This window comes from Kocuria sp. cx-455 (genome assembly GCF_057707085.1).
This window is the reverse complement of sequence record NZ_JBYIPM010000004.1, coordinates 189,783-206,951: the sequence shown is the minus strand read 5'-3', so window position 1 is coordinate 206,951 and position 17,169 is coordinate 189,783. Positions and strand designations below refer to the sequence as shown.

Genomic DNA, 17,169 nt, shown 5'->3' with positions numbered 1-17,169 from the left:
TGAAATTCATTTATTGCTGTCGTGCATCACGGCACGTCATGTTTACTGTTGTTGTTGTCCATCCCCGCGGGTCACCGCGTGTGGAGCCCGGGGTATCAGGAGGATCAGTGAGTCAGGACGATCGCGCACGCGGCCGAGGGAGGCCTTTGAGCCCCGTGCTGACCCAGCGCAAGATTGCCTCCGCGGCCGTGGCCCTGATCCAAAGCCGGGGTTACCGGGCCCTGACCATGTCCGCGCTGGCTGAGCAGCTGGGGGTCTCCGCATCCGCGTTGTACAACCATGTGGGCTCCAAGCGGGACATCATGATCCTCATCCAGGACCGAGTGAACCAGGACATCGATTGCGGCGCCTTCGAGAGTGAGCCCTGGGACGTGGCCCTGGATCAATGGGCCCGCTCCTACCGCGATGTCTACATACGCAACATCCCGTTGATTCCCGTGATGGCCGTGCTGCCCGTGGCCAACTCCCCCCACACGCTGCGCATGTACGAGAAGGTTGCCACGGGCCTCACTCGCGCCGGGTGGCCCGAGTCCTGGGTGGTCAATACCATCGTGGCGGTCGAGTCCCTGGTCTTCGGTTCCGCCTATGACGCCGTGGCCCCCGAGAACATCTTTGATCCCGGCGAGCTCAGTGACATCGCCCCCGTGTTTTCCGCAGCCGTTGCTCACCGTGACCTCCTCCTGGGTTCCGTACCGAACAACACCGCCCGCGCGCCCGAGGCGCCCCGGACGCCGTCGCCGGCAGACGTCGCTTTCGATGTGGGCCTGCGGAGCTTGCTGGCCGGATTCCGTTTGGCTCTGCAAGCCCTGCACGACCGCACCGCTGCCGACTAGAACGCGACCCTCAGACCTCGAGCGAGTGCATCACGTGCTTGACGCGCGTGTATTCCTCGACCGAGTAGAGGGACAGGTCCTTGCCGTGGCCGGAATATTTGAAACCGCCGTGGGGCATTTCCGAGACGAGAAGCACGTGGGTGTTGACCCACACGCACCCGAAGTCCAAGTCGCGGCTCACGCGCATCGCCGTGCCGTGGTCCGAGGTCCACACGCTGGAAGCCAGAGCGTAGGGGACGTCGTTGGAGAGCTCCACTGCCTCCTCCTCGGATGAGAACGACTGCACGGTCAGCACGGGACCGAAGGTTTCCTCCTGAACGAGCACGTCGTCCTGGTGCACGCCCGAAATCACCGTGGGCTCCACGAAAAAACCTTCTGAACCCGCAACCGGCTTCCCACCGGTCACGACGGTCGCGTGAGCCGGGATGTTCTCCAGCTTGCCGCACACGTCCGCGTAGTGGCGCTTGTTGTTGAGCGGCCCGTAGTCATTCTTGGATTCGTCCGCGTTGCCGGTCGCAACCTTCTTGGCCTCCGCAGCCAACAGCTCCACGAACTTGTCGTGAACGCTGTCCTGCACCAGGATCCGGGTGACGGCGGTGCAGTCCTGACCCGCGTTGAAGGTGCCGAAGCCGATCAGCTGTTCTGCCGCGCGCTCCAGATCCGCATCCGCGAAAACCACCGCGGGCGCCTTACCGCCCAGCTCCAGGTGGGTGCGCTTGACCCCCGCCCCGGCGCTCTTGGCCACGGCCTGACCCGCGCGCACCGATCCGGTGATGGAGACCATGGCCGGCACGGGGTGCTCGGTGAGGAGCGCACCGGTTCCGCCATCACCCAGGACCACGTTGAGCACACCCGCCGGGAGAACCTCTCCGGCGATCTTGGCCAGCACCAAGGTGGACTCCGGTGTGGTGTCACTGGGCTTCATCACGATCGTGTTGCCCGCGGCGAGCGCCGGACCGATCTTCCAGATGGCCATCAACAGCGGGTAGTTCCACGGTGTCACCTGAGCGACCACGCCCACCGGCTCACGGCGATCGTAGGAGGTGTGCTCGCTCATATATTCGGTGGCCGCCTTGCCCTCGAGCGTTCGGGCCGCGCCGGCAAAGAACTTAAGGTTATCGATGCCCGTGTCCACTTCTTCCACACCGATCTGCTCCTTGGGCTGACCGGTGTTGCGGTGCTGAGCCGCCACGAGTTCGTCCCGGTGTTCCCGGAGGCCCTCGGCGAGGTTGAGCAGCGCGTCCTGACGTTCGGCCGGGGTGGACCGCCGCCAGGTCTTGGCCGCGGCCACCGCTGCCTCGAATGCGGCATTGACATCCTGCTCATCAGAGATGGGAGCCACCGCAACCGTCTGCGCGTTGACGGGGTTCACAATGTCGATGGTGTCCCGCCCATGAGCCTTCACGAACTGACCATTGATGTAGTTCTGCAGCACCTCTGTCATGGAAATCCTCCCTGCTTGTGAGTGAGTCTCACGGTGCCCGTGTCGTCACCGTCACGTGATGCACGGAAGCTCGTGCCCGACACACCAAGTTGTGTGGATCACTCTAAATGATCGCCGTTCATTTTTGAACCCCCAAGAGAAACGCGCACAACCGGCGCCTCCGGCTTACCCGTCACCACGGCCATCTCCACCGGAGTTTCCGGAAGGTCGATGGATTTGGCGACCTTGCCCTCGGACAGGTCGACCACGTGGAGTTTCTTGTTCTCCGCATCGGTCACGTACGCATTGGAACCCGCCACCCTGACCGCGGGACCGGCCTCCTGCCAGTCCTCCTTCTCCTCCCACGGCTCGATCACGTCGATCTTTTGGGCCACCGTGCCGGTTTCCTCATCGATCACGTTGAGCTTGCCGTCGTAGGTCAGCACCAGAGCCTCTCCCTCGGGGCCGCGAGCCAGCGAGCGGAACCAGTAGGACGAGCCCAGGTCCACCAGCTGATGTGAATCATCGCGAGTGTCGAAAAGCGCGACGCGGGTGGGTCGCTCCTGCTCGGCGTCCTCGTCCACCTTGTAGTCACCCAGCACGATCGGCGATTCTTCCGAGCCGGCCAGGTTGCCCGAACGCGAGTAGGCATCCGCCACGGACACCTTGTGGAATTCACAGTTGCGGTAAATCACGGGCCCGTTCTCGCAGCCAACGATCACAGTGTCGGTGGTCTTACCTGGTTCCGCAGCGGCCTCGCCGTGCACACCCGGGCAGTCCGTGGTTTCGGCCTTGACCGAGCCGTCCTCATTGAGCACCTGCACCGTGGTGCGCTCGTCCTCGGTGCCCTGGGTCGTGAACAGTGTGCCGTCGGCCAACTCGAGCGCCACACCGTGGTGCGGATTCTCGGTGGCGGTTTCCGTCATCTCCGGTGTGCCGTCCTTGAGCGCCTCGGAGTCGAAGGTCTTGATGGAACCGTCCCCATCGCCGAACAGCGTGGTCCTGCCGTTGTGGACCACCACGTGCCCGGCGTGCGGGGCATCGAAGGTCACGTCGGTCAGCTCGGGCGCGGATTCGCGGTAGTGGTAGTGATCGCCGTGTTCTTGCGCGTCCAGGCCGGCGTCATGGACCCGGAACACGTCGCTGTCGCTGACCATCACGTGCCGCCCGTCGCCCGCGTTGTTGAGCCGCAGGAACCCCTCGTGCTTCGTGTCATCGATAACCTCGCCGGATTCGGTGTCCACGGTGAGCAACCCGCCGTCGTAGGACACCACGGCGCGCGGGGTCAGGCTCGAGACTTCCTTCGCGGCGGCTTCACTCGCCGTTTCACTGGGACTCGGGGACGACGACGCCGCTCCCGCCTCCCCATGGCCGCCCGCCCCACACGCGGTGAGGGCAAGTGCGGCGACGGCCATCGCGGCCATCGTCATGAGCGCACGACGGCGCGCCTTGGTGGATCCGGACATGGGCGATTGAGCCCCTTCGTGGGCGTTGCGTTCGATGGTGTGCATGCGAGCACACTATCTTAAGTGATTATCATTCTCATATGTGCCGTCCAGTCAGTCCTGCGCTGGCCGCCCTGATGACGCGGGAGGCTCTCTCGAGGCCCGAAAATCTCTAACTTTGGGTCCGAAAATCTCCAAGTTGAACTCCGAAATTCCCCACGTTGGGGGGCTATTCAATCCCGCCCCCTGGACGCCCACACCGCCCTTCACGGCATGATGGAACCAGCCGTCACCGTCGCGAGGAGTCACAACATGAGCCCGTCACCGCACACCGTAGGGATCATTGGTCTCGGAGCCATGGGACAGCCCATGGCCGGGCACATCATTGACGCCGGGCACGACGTGGTGGTTCTGCATCGCAGCCTCCACAAGGCCCAGGGGGCACGCGCGGTGGATTCGCCGCGGCACATGGCGCGCCAGTGCGACGTCGTGATTCTGCTGGTCCCCGGCGCCCCGGAAATTGACGGGGTGCTCGATGAACTCGTCGAGGGTGCCCGCGAGCGCGACCCCGACCACGACCGCCTGATCCTGGCAGTCAGCTCCACGGTCTCCCCCGTGGACATCACCCGCTGGCACCGGGACACCACGGGTGTGGAATTCGTGGACGCTCCCATCAGCGGCGGGCAGGCGGGCGCGAAGCGCGGGGACTTGTCCATCATGGTGGGTGGCGACGACGCCGCCGTCGGCCTGGTCTCGGAGGTCCTGTCCTCGTGCGGTCGCCCCGTCCACCTGGGGCCGTTGGGGTCGGGGCAGGTGGCCAAGGCCTGCAATCAGTTGATCTGCGCGGCCGAAATCGTGGCCCTCTCCGAGGCCAGCGTGGTGGCCGAGCGTGCCGGGCTGGATCTGGCTAAACTGCTCGACCTGCTCCAGGGCGGCTATGCGGGCTCGGTGATCATGAACGACAAGACCCCCAAACTGGTGGCCCACGACTACTCGGTGTCGGCGCAGGCGGCCTTCGTGCACAAGGACGTGTCCGCCTACTTGGACGCAGCCCGGGCCACCGGAACCAAATCAGTACTGGGCGGCCCCATTGCAAACGCCGCCCAGCAGCTCATCGACGCGGGGTTGGGCGAGCAGGATTCCGTGGTGTTCCAGAAGTGGGTCGCGGAGCGCGGGACGCCTAAGGACTAAGGGGCCAGCCTGCAGCTCGGGCACCCCATGCGGTCAGGCCCCCCATGAATCACCCATGCATGGATGTCGCCTGCGTCCGACCGCACAGGGCATGAGTTGCAGTGGCAAAAAAGACCAGAGCTCCCCCACCGAGCGCGAGGTAAGCAGCTGCTGCGCCGACGGCGGTGTCATCCAGCAACACTGCGCCGAGTGCGATCGCCACTGCTGCACCGGCGTTCACTGCAGTGTTGATCAGGACGGACGCTTCGGTGCGCTCTTCAGCTGGGGCAACATCATCCGCAGCGAGATACCCCGAAATCAGTGAGGGCGAAACGAAAAGACCCATCACCACGAAAGCCGCGAGCTGCAGACCGAAGTGGCTGATCCATGCCAGCGCTAGCAGAACAATAAGCCCGCACAGAGCCAGAAATACCATTCGTGGCACAGCAGACGATTTCCAGTTCCGAGAGCCGTAAACCAGCCCACCAACCGCACTCCCGGCCGCAAGTCCTGCGACCAAAATGCCGGGACCCGCGTCTCCCATTGCGCGGCCCTGAACCGTGGAAAGCAGTTCCGCGGCCCCTAGAACCAAACCGACCGCTGCAAGCACGAGAAGTACCGGCCAGAATCGAACATGTCGCAAAGGACCGACCCAGTTACGCCACTCGAAGCCATGGGCGGTACGTTCCACCGGTTCGGGGGTCGGCCCAGCCGCAACACCAAGCGTTCCAATGAGACCAGCTGCGGCCGCTACGATCACCGCGATGACGGGCCCGCTGGGCAACAGCATCAACCCCCCAACGAGTAATGGTCCGATAATGAAGACCAACTCCTCGATGACCGCATCCAGGCTGTAGGCCCGAGCCCGATGCCCACCCGTTGGTGAGAGCAGGACCCACACCCCTCGGACCACGGCACCGAGCGGGGGCGCACACACGCCACTTGCCGCGCCCAAGAGCACAAGACACCAAACTGAATCGGCACCACCCACCACGAGGATGACAAGCCCGACGAGGCTGATGGCATAGCCAAGCCCCTGAGACGGTAGAACGCGGCGTGCTCCGTACTTGTCTACAAGCCGCGCACGCAGAGGCGCGACAACCACGTTACAGACACCGAACACTCCGGCTACAGCTCCGGAGATCGCGAATCCCGCAGACGCGGTCTGGAGCAAGAGCAACAACGCCAGCGAGACCATCGCGAACGAGAGCTTTCCTATGACTGCTGGCACGAGCACGCGAAGAAAGTGCGGCAGGCGCAGCACATCGAGGTAGGTCGGTTGGCCCCCGATATCCATCTGCACTGTGCGCTCCTCTGCGGCCGCTCCCGGCAAGCTCCGCGCAGTTCGCGATGCTCCTGCCATGCATACCACTAAACGTTTCTTAGGTGGCAGCTTCAGCGTCATTCCTCAGAGTTGGGCCCTGCACACCACGTTCCGCGGGAACCCTCGAACACACGTCAGGGCCCGTTGGAACCTTCACACCACGCCGTGGGGGCTCTACTGAGCCTTCACGTGTGGCGGAGGGTTCCAACGGGCCCTGAGGCGCGAGAACTGAAGGACGCCTACTTGTAGAAGCGGTTCAGGAAACGCGCCACCACGGCGGGGCGCTCTTCGCCCTCGATCTCGATGGTCGCATCGGCCACCAGGTGCAGCCCGTTGCCCTTGACCTCGGAGACCTCCGTGATGGTCACGGTCATGCGCACGCGCGAGCCCACCTTCACGGGTGAGGTGAAGCGGACCTTGTCCAGGCCGTAGTTGACCTTGGTCTGCACGTCGGACACGTCGAAGAGCTCGGACCACATGGGGATCAGCAGCGACAGGGTCAGGAAACCGTGCGCGATCGGCGCGCCGAACGGCCCGGATGCGGCCTTTTCCGGATCGGTGTGGATCCACTGGTGGTCGTCGGTGGCGTCCGCGAAGAGGTTCACCTGGTCCTGGGTGATCTCGCGCCACTCGGAAAAGCCCAGGTTCTTGCCGGCGAGATCGGCAACGTCGGCGAAGGAAACTACGGTCTTGGCGGTCATGACATTCTCCTTGCAATAGTGAGTCAGAGACGCGCACAACGGTGCGAGCGGCGTCGTCGGCGAATCAGGCGAAAGCTGACTTGCCGGTGATGGAACGGCCGACCACGAGCGCGTTGATCTCGTGGGTGCCTTCGTAGGAATAGACGGCCTCGGCGTCCGCGTGGAAGCGGGCGACGTCGGTCGCGAGCGTGATCCCGTTGCCGCCGACCACCTCGCGGGCCAGGGCCACGGTCTCGCGCATGCGCAGTGCGATCCACATCTTGGCGAGCGCGGAATCCTCGTCCCGGTACTCGCCGCGATCCTGCTTCTCGGCGAGGTCGGAGACCATCGACAGGGACGCCGTGACGTTGCCGAGCATGCGCGCGAGCTTCTCCTGCACGAGCTGGAAACTGCCCAGCGACTTGCCGAACTGTTCGCGGGAACGCACGTAGCGCAGCGCAGCTTCGTATGCGCCGGCCTGGATGCCGGTGGCGATCCACGCGACGTCCGAGCGCATCACGCGCAACATGGCGGCGACATCCTTGAACGAGTTGCAGTTCTGCAGCCGCTGCGCCTCGGGAACGCGCACGTTCTCAAGGGTGATGTCCGCGTTCTGCATCATGCGCAGGGCGGTCTTCCCGTAAATCTTCTCCAGCGTCACCCCGGTTGCCTCGCGGTCCACGAGGAACGCCTTGACCTGACCGTCGGCCACGTCGCGGGCGAACACGGCCAGGTAATCGGCGGTGAGCGCGCCACCGATCCAGCGCTTGGCGCCGTTGAGGATCCACTCGTCACCCTGGCGTTCGGCCGTGGTGGCCAGCCCGCCGGCAATGTCCGAACCGTGATCCGGTTCGGTCAGGCAGAACACACCGGTGGTCTCGAAGCTCGTGATCTTGGGGTCCAGCTCGGCGAACTGCTCCGGGGACGCTCCCACGCGGCACGTGGTGCGGAACAGGCCCGCCTGCGCCGTGTAGAACGTGGCCATGGAGGCATCCGCGCGGGCCAGTTCGAAGATCCGGAACCCGTGGTACAGCGAGCGCGGCGCACCCTCGATCTCGTCCGGGGTCATCAGGTTCAGCCCGTACAGGGACGGCGCGATCTGATAGGGGAACTCGCCCTTCTCCCAGTACTCGGCCACCAGGGGCGTGATCTCGTTCTCGAGCACCGTGCGCAATCGCAGGATGGGCGCGCGCTCGGCCTCGCTCAACCGGTCGGCAATGCCGTACGGGTCGCAGTCCGGGTACAGCTGGCTCATGCCCGCTCCACCTTCTGCGCCTGGGCCGCCTTCTCGGCGGCGTAGGCCTTGGCCGCGGCGACGACGCCGCCCTCGCTGGGTTCGTAGCTTTCCTCGAGTTCCCCGAGGCCGAAGAGCCGCAGGGCGTTGCCCTTGAGGATCTTGGGCTTGACCTGGTCCTTGAAGCGCTGCTGCTCGAAGGCGCCCAGCCACTTCTGCGGAGTGATCAGCGGGTAGTCGGTGCCGAAGAGCACCTTGTCCTGAAGCATCGCGTTGGAGGCACGCACCAGGGACTCCGGGAAGTACTTGGGCGACCATCCGGACAGGTCGATCCACACATTCGCCTTGTGGGTGGCGATCGAGTTGGCTTCCTCCTGCCACGGCACCGAGGGGTGGGCCATGATGACCTGCAGGTTCGGGAAATCAGCGGCCACCGAGTCCAGCAGCAACGGGTTGGAGTAGCCCAGCTTGATGCCGTAACCACCCGGAAGGCCGGCACCCATACCGTTCTGGCCGGTGTGGAACAGTGCCGGAACGCCAAGCTCCTGGATGGCCTCGTAGATCGGATAGTACTTCTCGTCCGAGGGGTCGAAGCCCTGCAGGGACGGGTGGAACTTGAAACCCTTGACCCCGAACTCCTCGACCAACTGCCGGGCGCGTTCCACGGCCTTCGGAACCTGGAGCGGGTCCACGGAACCGAACGGAATCAGCACGTCGTTGTTGCGCGCTGCGCCTTCCGCGATTTCTTCGATCGAGTTGGGCTCGTGACCCAGTGCGGTGGTGGCGTCCACGGTGAATACGACCGCGGCCAGATTCCACTCGCGGTAACGCTCGGCAATGGTGTCCAGCGACGGGGAGCGATCCTCCGCCTTGAAGTACTTGGCAGACGCGTCCGTCAGGGCCTGGGGCAGTGACGCGTGGCCGTGGTCCGAGCACTCGATGTGCACGTGCACGTCAATGCCGTCGCGCTGGGCGAGCTCTGCACCGAATTCATAACGCATGGTGATTTCCCTTCAGTTCAACCGGTCCGGACCGCGGTTCAGCCCTGCGCGGGCTGAAGTTCCTCGGGCAGCGGGGGCATCATCTCGCCGCAGGTCTGCAGCTTTCCCTCGAACAAACCGTGGGCCTGCTCGGCCAGGGCTTCGTAGCTCCAGCCGCCCTCCCGGTACTCGGTGACCAGCGGAGTCGGGTGGCTGAACAACTGGAGGCGGTCGCCACCGGCACCAATGGCCTGGCCGGTGACGTCAGCGGCGTCGTCGGAAGCCAACCAGGTGATCAAGCCTGCAACGTCAGCGGCGGTGCCGAAGCCCAGGTCGTGTCGGAAGAAGGAAGGCATGGCCTCGCCGCGCTCATCGGCCTCCACGGCTTTCTGGAAGAACGGGATGGTCTTGGTCATGGCGGTGGCGGCCACGGGGATCACGGCATTGGCGGTGACGCCGGCCTTCTTCATCTCCAGGGCGAAAGTGCGGACCATGCCCACGATGCCCGCCTTGGCGGCCGCGTAGTTGGTCTGGCCGAAGTTGCCGTACTGGCCGGTGGGCGAACCGATCGCAATGATGCGCCCGGCCACGCCGTTCTCCTTGAAGTAGCGGTAGGTTTCGCGCACGCAGGTGAAGGTGCCGCGCAGGTGAACCTTGATGACCAGATCGAAATCCTCGTCGGTCATCTTCAGCAGTGACTTGTCGCGCAGCACGCCGGCGTTGTTGACCAGGATGTCCAGGCGACCGAAGGCATCCACAGCGCCGTTGACCAGCGCGGTTGCGGCCTCGGTGTCACCCACGGGGGCGACGACGGCCACGGCCTTACCGCCCTCGGCCACGATGGATTCCACGGCGGCGTCCGCGGTGTCCTGGTTGACGTCATTGATCACGACGGACGCGCCCTGCCGAGCGAGTTCCTGGGCGTAGGCCAGGCCCAGGCCTTGGCCCGACCCGGTGACGATGGCGACCTTGCCGGCCAGTGGTGACTGAGTCATGTCTGCTCCCAAATTCAGTGCTGCGGTTCACAATGTGCTGTGTCCATCGCATCGTATTTCGTTGATGATGTCAATGATCAATATTCTCCATTACTTAGCGTTTTGCCGGTACGATTGACGTATGCCGCACACACTGAGGGAATCCGATCTTTCGCAAGAGCCCGTGTTTCTCATGGCGCGCGCCAGTTCATTGGGCTCGGCCACGGCCAACCGGTCCCTGGCAAATCTGGGCTTGAAGGTGCGCCACTACTCGGTGCTGTCCCTGGTCTGCGGAAAGAAGCACCCCACGCAGCGCGAGTTGAGCTACCACCTGGTGCTGGATCCCAGCCAGATCGTCCTGATCGTGGATGCCCTGGAGAAGCGGGACCTGGTCCACCGTGAGACCGACCCCAGCGACCGCCGTTCCAAAATCATCGTGCCCACGGCGCAGGGGCAGAAGCTCTATCAGGAGGCGAAGGTCGCCGTGGAGGCATCATCGAACTGCACGCTCTCGAACCTCTCTGCCGAGGAACGCGCCAGCCTGCTGGATATGCTCCGGAAGATCTCACTGGACTGAGTGTCCAGCGAATCGGCCTCAGCGTGGCTCCAGCGTCCACTCGCCGTCCGCGTGCACCATGATGACTTGCTCGGCAGAACCCGCCGTGACATCCAGTTCCACGGGGCCCGTTCCGTATTCGAACTGGGTCCAGCTGCTCAGATCGTCCTTGTCATACACCTCAACCCGGGGAACGCCTTCCTCCGAGGTGAACCGATAGTCCTGCTCCTCGCCGGCCGGGAGCTCCACGACTGCGGGCCCGCCACCGGTGATCTCCGCGCCGCGTTCGACACGCGGCATCTCGGAGGCGGGGAACCCCTGAACCTTCCATTCGGTGTCACTGTTGCCCTCGGGGTAAATCACCGTGGTTTTGGGTGCATTCGGATCCGTGTCGATGAGCATCATGCCCGTCTGCCCGCTATTGACGGCGCCCAGGTGCTCGGTCATGTCCCCGCCCTTGCTTTCGTAGGCATTGAGGAAAACTCCGGCATTTTCGCGGTCACTGGCAACGGACCAGGTGATCAACAGCGGGCCGTCGTGATCCGGGACCTCGATCGCGAACTCACTCTTCTCCTCCAGCACTGTCTCCTCGAACGCGCCTTTCTTACCGAACAGGGCGCCCTCGGTGGGCACCTCCAGGTTGCCGCTCCGGGCCATGGCGCGTGGGGGCTCGGTGGTTCTCGCGGGGCTCTGTGCGTTCGACGCCGCCACCGACGGCGACGTCGTCGACTCGCGGTCCTGGGTCGCGGTGGGTTGGGCAACCGCCGTGGTCGGTGGGGGCGCCGGCAGGTCCTCCCCGCCGCCACCCGGAAGCAGCGTGGGGGCAACCCTGGTGATCGCCCACAGGAGAGCGCCGAGAAGCAGGAGGCCGAGGAGCGCCGCAAGACCGATCAGCAGAATGGCCGTCTTGACGGATGTGCCTTCGCGGGCTGTGGGCGCACCGTAGGCCGGGACGTATTCCTGCGGTCCTTGATCCGGTGAGCCGTCCTGCGAAGGCTCCTGCGGACCCGAGGGGGGTGTGTAGGACGAGCTCATGAAAACCTCCGGGGGGATGAGTACTGTCATGTTCCCATGCGCCCTAACTGTTTACGCATAGGCTGGCGGTACCGCCACATGGACAGCATGCTGACAAGTGGTGACGCCCCGCGACCGACCTACCCCCCTGAGGTGTTTGCATCATGCGCCGATTGTCCGCCGTTCTCGCCACCGCCGCCTGCGCGGCCCTTCTGCTCTCCGGTTGCGGCACTGGGGAGTCCGAACCCCAAGAGCAGGCGCCCAGCACGCAGAACGCAACCGCCGCGGCGTCGGCATCACCGGAGGCAACGCCCTCGCCCACCCAGCCGCCCGAGTTGATCGGCGGCGGAACCGAGCTGTTCCCCGACCGGCGCTTCGTGGCGCTCTACGGGCATCCCGGAACGCCCGGGCTGGGCGCACTGGGTGAGCAGGGACCGGAGGCCTCTGCGCAGCGGGCCGTGGAACTGGCCAAGCAGTACCAGCCGTACAGCGAAGAAAAGGTCATTCCCGCCTTCGAGATCATTGTGACGGCGGCTTCTTCGGAACCCGGAGCGGACGGCAACTACTCCAACGAGGTTCCCGTGGATCACTTCATCCCCTACATCGAGGCCGCCGAGAAGAACGGCGTGTACGTGGTGCTCGATCTGCAGCCCGGCCACACCGATTTCCTGACTCAGGCCAAGCGCTACGAGGAACTCCTGAAACGGCCCAACGTTGGCCTGGCGCTGGATCCCGAATGGCGTTTGGCCCCGGGCCAGGTGCACATGCAGCAAATCGGCTCGGTCTCCGCGGATGAGATCAATGAGACTACCGAGTGGCTGGCCGAGCTCACGGCAGCGAACAACCTGCCGCAAAAGGTCGTGATCCTGCATCAATTCTCCATGTCCATGATTCAGAATCGCGAGAACATCAAGACCGACCACCCCGAACTGGAACTGGTGCTGCACGCTGACGGCCACGGCACCCCGGACTTGAAGATGGAAACCTGGGGTGTGCTGCAACAGGGCCTGCCCGAGGGCATCCGCATGGCGTGGAAGAACTTCTACGACGAGGACACCCCCATGTTCACACCGGAGCAGACGTACAACCTTGAGCCCAAGCCGTGGTTCGTGTCCTATCAGTAACCGCCTCTGACGTTGTTCGCTGTGCATCCGTAGGCGAGCTGGGTGCACGCTTTGGGCGAAATCTCAGGCGCTGGCTCTTCCCCTCCCAGCCAAGTCCGTCTAGATTATGGGTACCTGTTCGTTCTACGAAAGGAAGTGCTTATGGGCCTCGGCGATAAAATTAGTAATGCTGCGGAAAAAGCGTCCGGATCCGCCAAGGAAAAGCTTGGTGATGCCACGGAGAATCGCGATATGCAGGCTGAAGGCGCATCCCAGAAGGCTTCTGGTGGCGCAAAGCAGTCCGTGGAGAACGTCAAAGACGCCGGTAAGAATCTGAAGGACGGACTGAACTAGATTCCGCACCACGCAATCTTTCGACCGAAAGGCCCCCGCCACTGGCGGGGGCCTTTCGCATGCGCCCGTTCGCGGGACGCGAGGTGCCCGGATATCACCGGCCTCCACCCATATGCTGGAGGAGAAGACCGCAACCCGAGGAGGCACACCCACCATGATCTTTATCGTTGTGAAATTCGACGTGAAGCCCGAGCACGCGGACAACTGGCCGCAGCTGGTCCAGGAGTTCACCCAGGCCACCCGCGCTGAGACCGGCAACAAGTGGTTCGACTGGTCACGCAGCCTCGACAACCCCAACGAGTACGTGCTCGTGGAGGCCTTCAACGACGACGCCGCCGAGGCCCACGTGAAATCCGAGCACTTCACCACCATGACCGAGCAGTTTCCGCAGTACCTCAGCTCCACTCCCCGCATCATTTCCCGCCAGATCGACGGCGACGGCTGGGATGAAATGGGTGAGCTGAAAGTCCAGTGACTTTCACCGGCGACCTGATCGGCCTGGACATCGGCGGCAGCACCACACGCGGGGTGCTGTTCCGCGATGGCCGGGCCGTCCGCCATGCCAGGGGCCCCAGCGCCAACGTTCAAAACGTCTCGCCCAACGCCGCCGCTTCAGCCTTGCGCGGCGTGTTCGGTGAGCTGGGGGCTGGGCCTTCCGTTCCCGTGGTCGCCGGCGCCGGCGGCGTGGACACCCCCGCCGACGCCGCCCGGCTCGAGGCTCGTATTCGCTCGGTGTCCGGGGCGCCCTCCGAGGTCCCCGTCACCGCCGTGCACGATACCCGCCTGATCCTTGCTGCGGGTGGTCACACCATCGGCATCTCGGTGATTGCCGGGACCGGCTCCGTGGCCTGGGGCATTGACTCCACCGGCCGCGAGCGCCGCGCCGGCGGTTGGGGTTACCTCCTGGGCGACGAGGGTAGCGGCTACTGGCTGGGCCGTGAGGCCGTCCGCGCCGTACTGCGCGCACACCAATGCGAACCCGATGCCCCTGCGAGCACGTTTGCCCGGGCGATTGTGAAACAGTCTCGGGTCCGCGAACCCGTTGAACTCATTGCCGCCTTCCACGACCGCCCGGAGCGTTCCTTCTGGGCGGGCCTGTCCCGCACGGTGGTGGAGTACGCCGCAAGCGGTGACGCAACCGCATTGGATCTGACACAGCGCGCCGCGAAGGAGCTCCACTCGCTGGTCATCACGGTTGCGGGGCACATCCGCGGGCCCTTGCCCGTGGTGCTGGGCGGTGGACTCGCCCGCACTGCGGTGGGCGAGGGACTAAAGAAGCTTCTCGCGGATTCCGACGTCTTGGACGTGACCGTCCTGAGCCAAGAACCCGTGCTGGGCGCCCCGATGCTGGCCCGGGCTGTCTGGGGTTGACGGGTTAAGGGGAGTTCTACTGCGCCCCAGGTCAGAGCGTACATGTGCTACCCGCAAGTAATATTGACCGATCGGTCGTTTAAGTCTTGACAACCTTCCGGGCGGACTGGAGAGTGAACTCCGTAGCGTGATTCACCTCACTTCCCCAGGAGACACTGTGCCCACACTCAAGACCCGCATTCTGATGCCCGCGCTGACGGTCGCCCTGATAGCGGGCACCACCGCAGCCCCGGCGACCGCGGCTCCCATCGCATCGCAAAGCGCCCAGCACGGTCACGGCCAGGGGCACGGCCACGGCCAGGGCCCTCAGGAACGCGTGGAGAAGAACGTGACCATCAAGCGCGACAACTACGGCGTGCCACACGTGTACGCCAAGACCATTGGCGGTCTCTACACGGGCTACGGATATGCGGTGGCCCAGGACCGGATGTTCCAGATGGAAATGGCCAAACGCTCCGTGCTGGGCACGTCCTCCGAAGTGATCGGTGAGAGCGGCGTCGAAAACGACAAGCGTTCCCGCGCGACACTAGACCCCGAGTCGATTCAGCAGCAGATCGACCAGCTCTCTGAGGACGACCGCGCGGTGCTGCGCGGATACGCGCGCGGGTACAACAAGTACGTGGACACCGTCCTCGCGGACCAAGCCACCCTGCTGCCCAAACAATTCACCGATTTCGGTTTCCAGCCCTCGCACTTCACCGAGTACGACGTGGCGATGATCTGGATCGGCACCATGGCCAACCGGTTCTCGGATTCCACGAGCGAAGTGGAGAACCTCAAGGTCAAGAACCAGCTCATTGCCGAACACGGAGCGGATGAGGGCGCCAAGCTGTTCGACCAGCTGATCTGGACGGAAGACCCCAGCGCACCCACCACAGTTCCGCGGGGCGAGTCGGTGTCCACACAGTCCTCCGGATCGAATGCGCTCGCTCCGATCGACCCGTCCGTTCAGGACAGCTCCGCGGACACCGCCGCAGCGTTCGGAGGCCAGGGCTGGCCCCATGCGGCGCCCGAAGCATCGAACATCTGGATCGCCGGCAAGGAGAAGACCACCGACGGCGGTTCCACGCTGCTGAACGGCCCGCAGTTCGACTGGTTCAACCCGTCCTACGTGTACGGGATCGGCCTGCACGGCGCGGGCATCGACGTCACCGGCAACACACCGTTCGCCTACCCGTCCATTCTCTTCGGCACCAACAAGGACATTGCCTGGGGATCCACGGCGGGGCCGCTCGATGTCAACGACATCTACCAAGAGGACCTCAACCCGGCGAACCACAAGCAGTACATGTTTGACGGGCAGTACCGGGACATGACCGAACGGACCGAACAGATCGCGGTGAAAGACTCCGCGCCCGTTGACTTCACCGTGCAGTCCACGGTGCACGGAACCGTGACGGCCACCGATCCGCAGAACAACTCGGCCTATTCCAAGAAACGCGCGTGGAAGGGCACCGAGGTGCAGTCCCTCATGGCCTGGGTGAACATCATGAAGGCCAAGAACTGGGACGAGTACCTGGCGCAGGCCGAGAAGGTGGGCATCACCATCAATTGGTACTACGCGGACAAGGGCGGAAACATCGGCTACGTCTCTCCGGGCAAGCTCCCCGCACGGCCGGAAAACCAGGACTTCCGCGTACCGGCCAAGGGTGACGGCACCATGGAATGGCAGGGCTTCCGCCCGTTCGAGGACAACCCCAAGACCTACAACCCCGAACAGGGCTACGTGGCCAACTGGAACAACCAGTCCGCGGCCGGTTTTAATTCGGACAGTGGCAACTGGTCCTCGGTGGATCGTTTCAACGAGATCACGTCCCGGTTGGAATCCCAGGAGAAGTTCACCCCGCAGGAAATCTGGGACATCAACAAGGAAACGTCGTTCGCGGACCTCAACATTCGCTACCTCCGCCCCCACCTGGAATCGGCGATCGAGTACGTTCCGGCCGACGACCAGCTGCGCTCAGACGCGAACATCCTGCTCGAGTGGGACGGACAGACGGTCGACCAGGACAAGGACGGCAACTACGACGGCGCCGCCCCCACCATCATGCGCACCTGGCTGCCCAAGCTCTCAGAGGCGGTCCTGAAGGATGACCTGCCCCAGGAGGTTTACGACCAGTACGCCGCCTCGATCTACCGCAAGCCGGGCGGATCCGTCCGGCCGGCGGAGACTACCAAGTTGCTGTCCAACGCCTTGGCCGGTGAGGATTCCGCGGTACCCCAAAGCGTGGACTTCTTCAACGGCCAGGACCACGGGAAGGTGCTTCGCGATACTTTCAAGGCCGCAACAGATGAGCTGCGTGAGACGCGCGGTGACGACCCCGCACAGTGGACCACCCCGGTAATCCCCCACGAGTACAAGACCAAGAACTTCATGGGGATTCCGCAGGCCGACCCGTCCGAGGCACTCAGCACGCACCAGTACATGAACCGCGGTACGCAGAACGATCTGGTGCACCTCAACCCCGAGGGCGCCAGCATGTGCGTGGCTGCTCCCCCGGGTCAGAGCGGTTTCGTAGCCCCCGATGGCACCACGTCGCCGCACTATCAGGACCAGTTGGAGCTGTACACGAACTTCCAGTGCAAGGAAGAGAACCTCTACAAGAACCAGCTCGCCCAGAACCTGGAATCGGTGACCAACGTCAAGTAGCTACCACAGGGAAAGGACCCGGACTCAGCCTCCCTGAGTTCGGGTTCTTCCCATCTAC

General features: G+C 64.2%; 16 protein-coding genes. 8 read left to right on the top strand and 8 right to left on the bottom strand.

Annotated features, from left to right (window positions below; all coding sequences use genetic code 11):
* Nucleotides 1-107 precede the first annotated feature (107 nt).
* The gene (locus tag AC3ENJ_RS07910) at nucleotides 108-833 is read left to right on the top strand and encodes a TetR/AcrR family transcriptional regulator (protein ID WP_431813641.1); all 726 of its coding nucleotides are present in this window, start codon (nucleotides 108-110) and stop codon (nucleotides 831-833) included.
* Nucleotides 834-843: 10 nt separating this feature from the next.
* Here AC3ENJ_RS07910 and AC3ENJ_RS07905 read toward each other — a convergent pair whose 3' ends face one another.
* On the bottom strand, nucleotides 844-2,277 hold the full coding sequence (locus AC3ENJ_RS07905) for an aminobutyraldehyde dehydrogenase (RefSeq protein ID WP_431813640.1): 1,434 nt from the start codon (nucleotides 2,275-2,277) through the stop codon (nucleotides 844-846).
* Between the two features lie 98 nt (nucleotides 2,278-2,375).
* Nucleotides 2,376-3,767, bottom strand: coding sequence for a hypothetical protein (locus tag AC3ENJ_RS07900; RefSeq protein ID WP_431813639.1), 1,392 nt, complete (start codon nucleotides 3,765-3,767; stop codon nucleotides 2,376-2,378).
* Between the two features lie 246 nt (nucleotides 3,768-4,013).
* Here AC3ENJ_RS07900 and AC3ENJ_RS07895 point away from each other — a divergent pair, with 246 nt between their 5' ends.
* Nucleotides 4,014-4,892 (top strand): NAD(P)-dependent oxidoreductase, encoded by an 879-nt coding sequence (locus tag AC3ENJ_RS07895; protein WP_431813638.1) that lies wholly within the window; start codon nucleotides 4,014-4,016, stop codon nucleotides 4,890-4,892.
* Nucleotides 4,893-4,941: 49 nt separating this feature from the next.
* Here AC3ENJ_RS07895 and AC3ENJ_RS07890 read toward each other — a convergent pair whose 3' ends face one another.
* The 5 genes from AC3ENJ_RS07890 to AC3ENJ_RS07870 form a co-directional block, all read right to left on the bottom strand.
* Complete coding sequence (locus AC3ENJ_RS07890; protein ID WP_431813697.1) at nucleotides 4,942-6,168, bottom strand: MFS transporter; 1,227 nt, start codon at nucleotides 6,166-6,168, stop codon at nucleotides 4,942-4,944.
* 266 nt (nucleotides 6,169-6,434) lie between these two features.
* A complete protein-coding gene (locus AC3ENJ_RS07885; protein ID WP_190806517.1) occupies nucleotides 6,435-6,896 on the bottom strand; it encodes a MaoC family dehydratase in 462 nt (153 codons plus the stop codon).
* A 64-nt stretch (nucleotides 6,897-6,960) separates the two neighbouring features.
* Nucleotides 6,961-8,130 (bottom strand): acyl-CoA dehydrogenase family protein, encoded by a 1,170-nt coding sequence (locus AC3ENJ_RS07880; protein ID WP_431813637.1) that lies wholly within the window; start codon nucleotides 8,128-8,130, stop codon nucleotides 6,961-6,963.
* Nucleotides 8,127-9,110: an amidohydrolase family protein gene (locus tag AC3ENJ_RS07875; protein WP_095798723.1), complete on the bottom strand. Its 984-nt coding sequence runs from the start codon at nucleotides 9,108-9,110 to the stop codon at nucleotides 8,127-8,129. Before AC3ENJ_RS07875 ends, AC3ENJ_RS07880 begins: the two co-directional genes overlap by 4 nt.
* Nucleotides 9,111-9,148: 38 nt before the next feature.
* The gene (locus AC3ENJ_RS07870) at nucleotides 9,149-10,084 is read right to left on the bottom strand and encodes an SDR family NAD(P)-dependent oxidoreductase (protein WP_095798737.1); all 936 of its coding nucleotides are present in this window, start codon (nucleotides 10,082-10,084) and stop codon (nucleotides 9,149-9,151) included.
* Nucleotides 10,085-10,205: 121 nt separating this feature from the next.
* Between AC3ENJ_RS07870 and AC3ENJ_RS07865 the strand changes: the two genes are divergently transcribed.
* Nucleotides 10,206-10,640, top strand: coding sequence for a MarR family winged helix-turn-helix transcriptional regulator (locus AC3ENJ_RS07865; protein ID WP_190780987.1), 435 nt, complete (start codon nucleotides 10,206-10,208; stop codon nucleotides 10,638-10,640).
* 18 nt (nucleotides 10,641-10,658) lie between these two features.
* Here AC3ENJ_RS07865 and AC3ENJ_RS07860 read toward each other — a convergent pair whose 3' ends face one another.
* Complete coding sequence (locus AC3ENJ_RS07860; RefSeq protein WP_431813636.1) at nucleotides 10,659-11,654, bottom strand: hypothetical protein; 996 nt, start codon at nucleotides 11,652-11,654, stop codon at nucleotides 10,659-10,661.
* Between the two features lie 143 nt (nucleotides 11,655-11,797).
* On the opposite strand from AC3ENJ_RS07860, the gene AC3ENJ_RS07855 reads away from it, so the two are divergent.
* The 5 genes from AC3ENJ_RS07855 to AC3ENJ_RS07835 all read left to right on the top strand — a co-directional run bounded on the left by AC3ENJ_RS07855 (nucleotide 11,798) and on the right by AC3ENJ_RS07835 (nucleotide 17,111).
* A complete protein-coding gene (locus AC3ENJ_RS07855; RefSeq protein ID WP_190780989.1) occupies nucleotides 11,798-12,757 on the top strand; it encodes a hypothetical protein in 960 nt (319 codons plus the stop codon).
* Between the two features lie 141 nt (nucleotides 12,758-12,898).
* On the top strand, nucleotides 12,899-13,090 hold the full coding sequence (locus tag AC3ENJ_RS07850) for a CsbD family protein (RefSeq protein WP_095798727.1): 192 nt from the start codon (nucleotides 12,899-12,901) through the stop codon (nucleotides 13,088-13,090).
* A gap of 154 nt (nucleotides 13,091-13,244) precedes the next feature.
* Nucleotides 13,245-13,565 (top strand): putative quinol monooxygenase, encoded by a 321-nt coding sequence (locus AC3ENJ_RS07845; RefSeq protein WP_190780990.1) that lies wholly within the window; start codon nucleotides 13,245-13,247, stop codon nucleotides 13,563-13,565.
* Nucleotides 13,562-14,461, top strand: coding sequence for an N-acetylglucosamine kinase (locus AC3ENJ_RS07840; protein ID WP_431813635.1), 900 nt, complete (start codon nucleotides 13,562-13,564; stop codon nucleotides 14,459-14,461). Before AC3ENJ_RS07845 ends, AC3ENJ_RS07840 begins: the two co-directional genes overlap by 4 nt.
* A 157-nt stretch (nucleotides 14,462-14,618) precedes the next feature.
* Nucleotides 14,619-17,111 (top strand): penicillin acylase family protein, encoded by a 2,493-nt coding sequence (locus tag AC3ENJ_RS07835; protein ID WP_431813634.1) that lies wholly within the window; start codon nucleotides 14,619-14,621, stop codon nucleotides 17,109-17,111.
* Nucleotides 17,112-17,169: the final 58 nt, after the last annotated feature.

Coding starts and splice junctions, on each gene's coding strand:
- AC3ENJ_RS07870 (WP_095798737.1), bottom strand. CDS start 10,084: ATGACTCAGTCACCACTGGCCGGCAAGGTCGCCATCGTCACCGGGTCG.
- AC3ENJ_RS07885 (WP_190806517.1), bottom strand. CDS start 6,896: ATGACCGCCAAGACCGTAGTTTCCTTCGCCGACGTTGCCGATCTCGCC.
- AC3ENJ_RS07905 (WP_431813640.1), bottom strand. CDS start 2,277: ATGACAGAGGTGCTGCAGAACTACATCAATGGTCAGTTCGTGAAGGCT.
- AC3ENJ_RS07875 (WP_095798723.1), bottom strand. CDS start 9,110: ATGCGTTATGAATTCGGTGCAGAGCTCGCCCAGCGCGACGGCATTGAC.
- AC3ENJ_RS07845 (WP_190780990.1), top strand. CDS start 13,245: ATGATCTTTATCGTTGTGAAATTCGACGTGAAGCCCGAGCACGCGGAC.
- AC3ENJ_RS07890 (WP_431813697.1), bottom strand. CDS start 6,168: ATGGATATCGGGGGCCAACCGACCTACCTCGATGTGCTGCGCCTGCCG.
- AC3ENJ_RS07850 (WP_095798727.1), top strand. CDS start 12,899: ATGGGCCTCGGCGATAAAATTAGTAATGCTGCGGAAAAAGCGTCCGGA.
- AC3ENJ_RS07900 (WP_431813639.1), bottom strand. CDS start 3,767: ATGCACACCATCGAACGCAACGCCCACGAAGGGGCTCAATCGCCCATG.
- AC3ENJ_RS07860 (WP_431813636.1), bottom strand. CDS start 11,654: ATGAGCTCGTCCTACACACCCCCCTCGGGTCCGCAGGAGCCTTCGCAG.
- AC3ENJ_RS07880 (WP_431813637.1), bottom strand. CDS start 8,130: ATGAGCCAGCTGTACCCGGACTGCGACCCGTACGGCATTGCCGACCGG.
- AC3ENJ_RS07865 (WP_190780987.1), top strand. CDS start 10,206: ATGCCGCACACACTGAGGGAATCCGATCTTTCGCAAGAGCCCGTGTTT.
- AC3ENJ_RS07895 (WP_431813638.1), top strand. CDS start 4,014: ATGAGCCCGTCACCGCACACCGTAGGGATCATTGGTCTCGGAGCCATG.
- AC3ENJ_RS07855 (WP_190780989.1), top strand. CDS start 11,798: ATGCGCCGATTGTCCGCCGTTCTCGCCACCGCCGCCTGCGCGGCCCTT.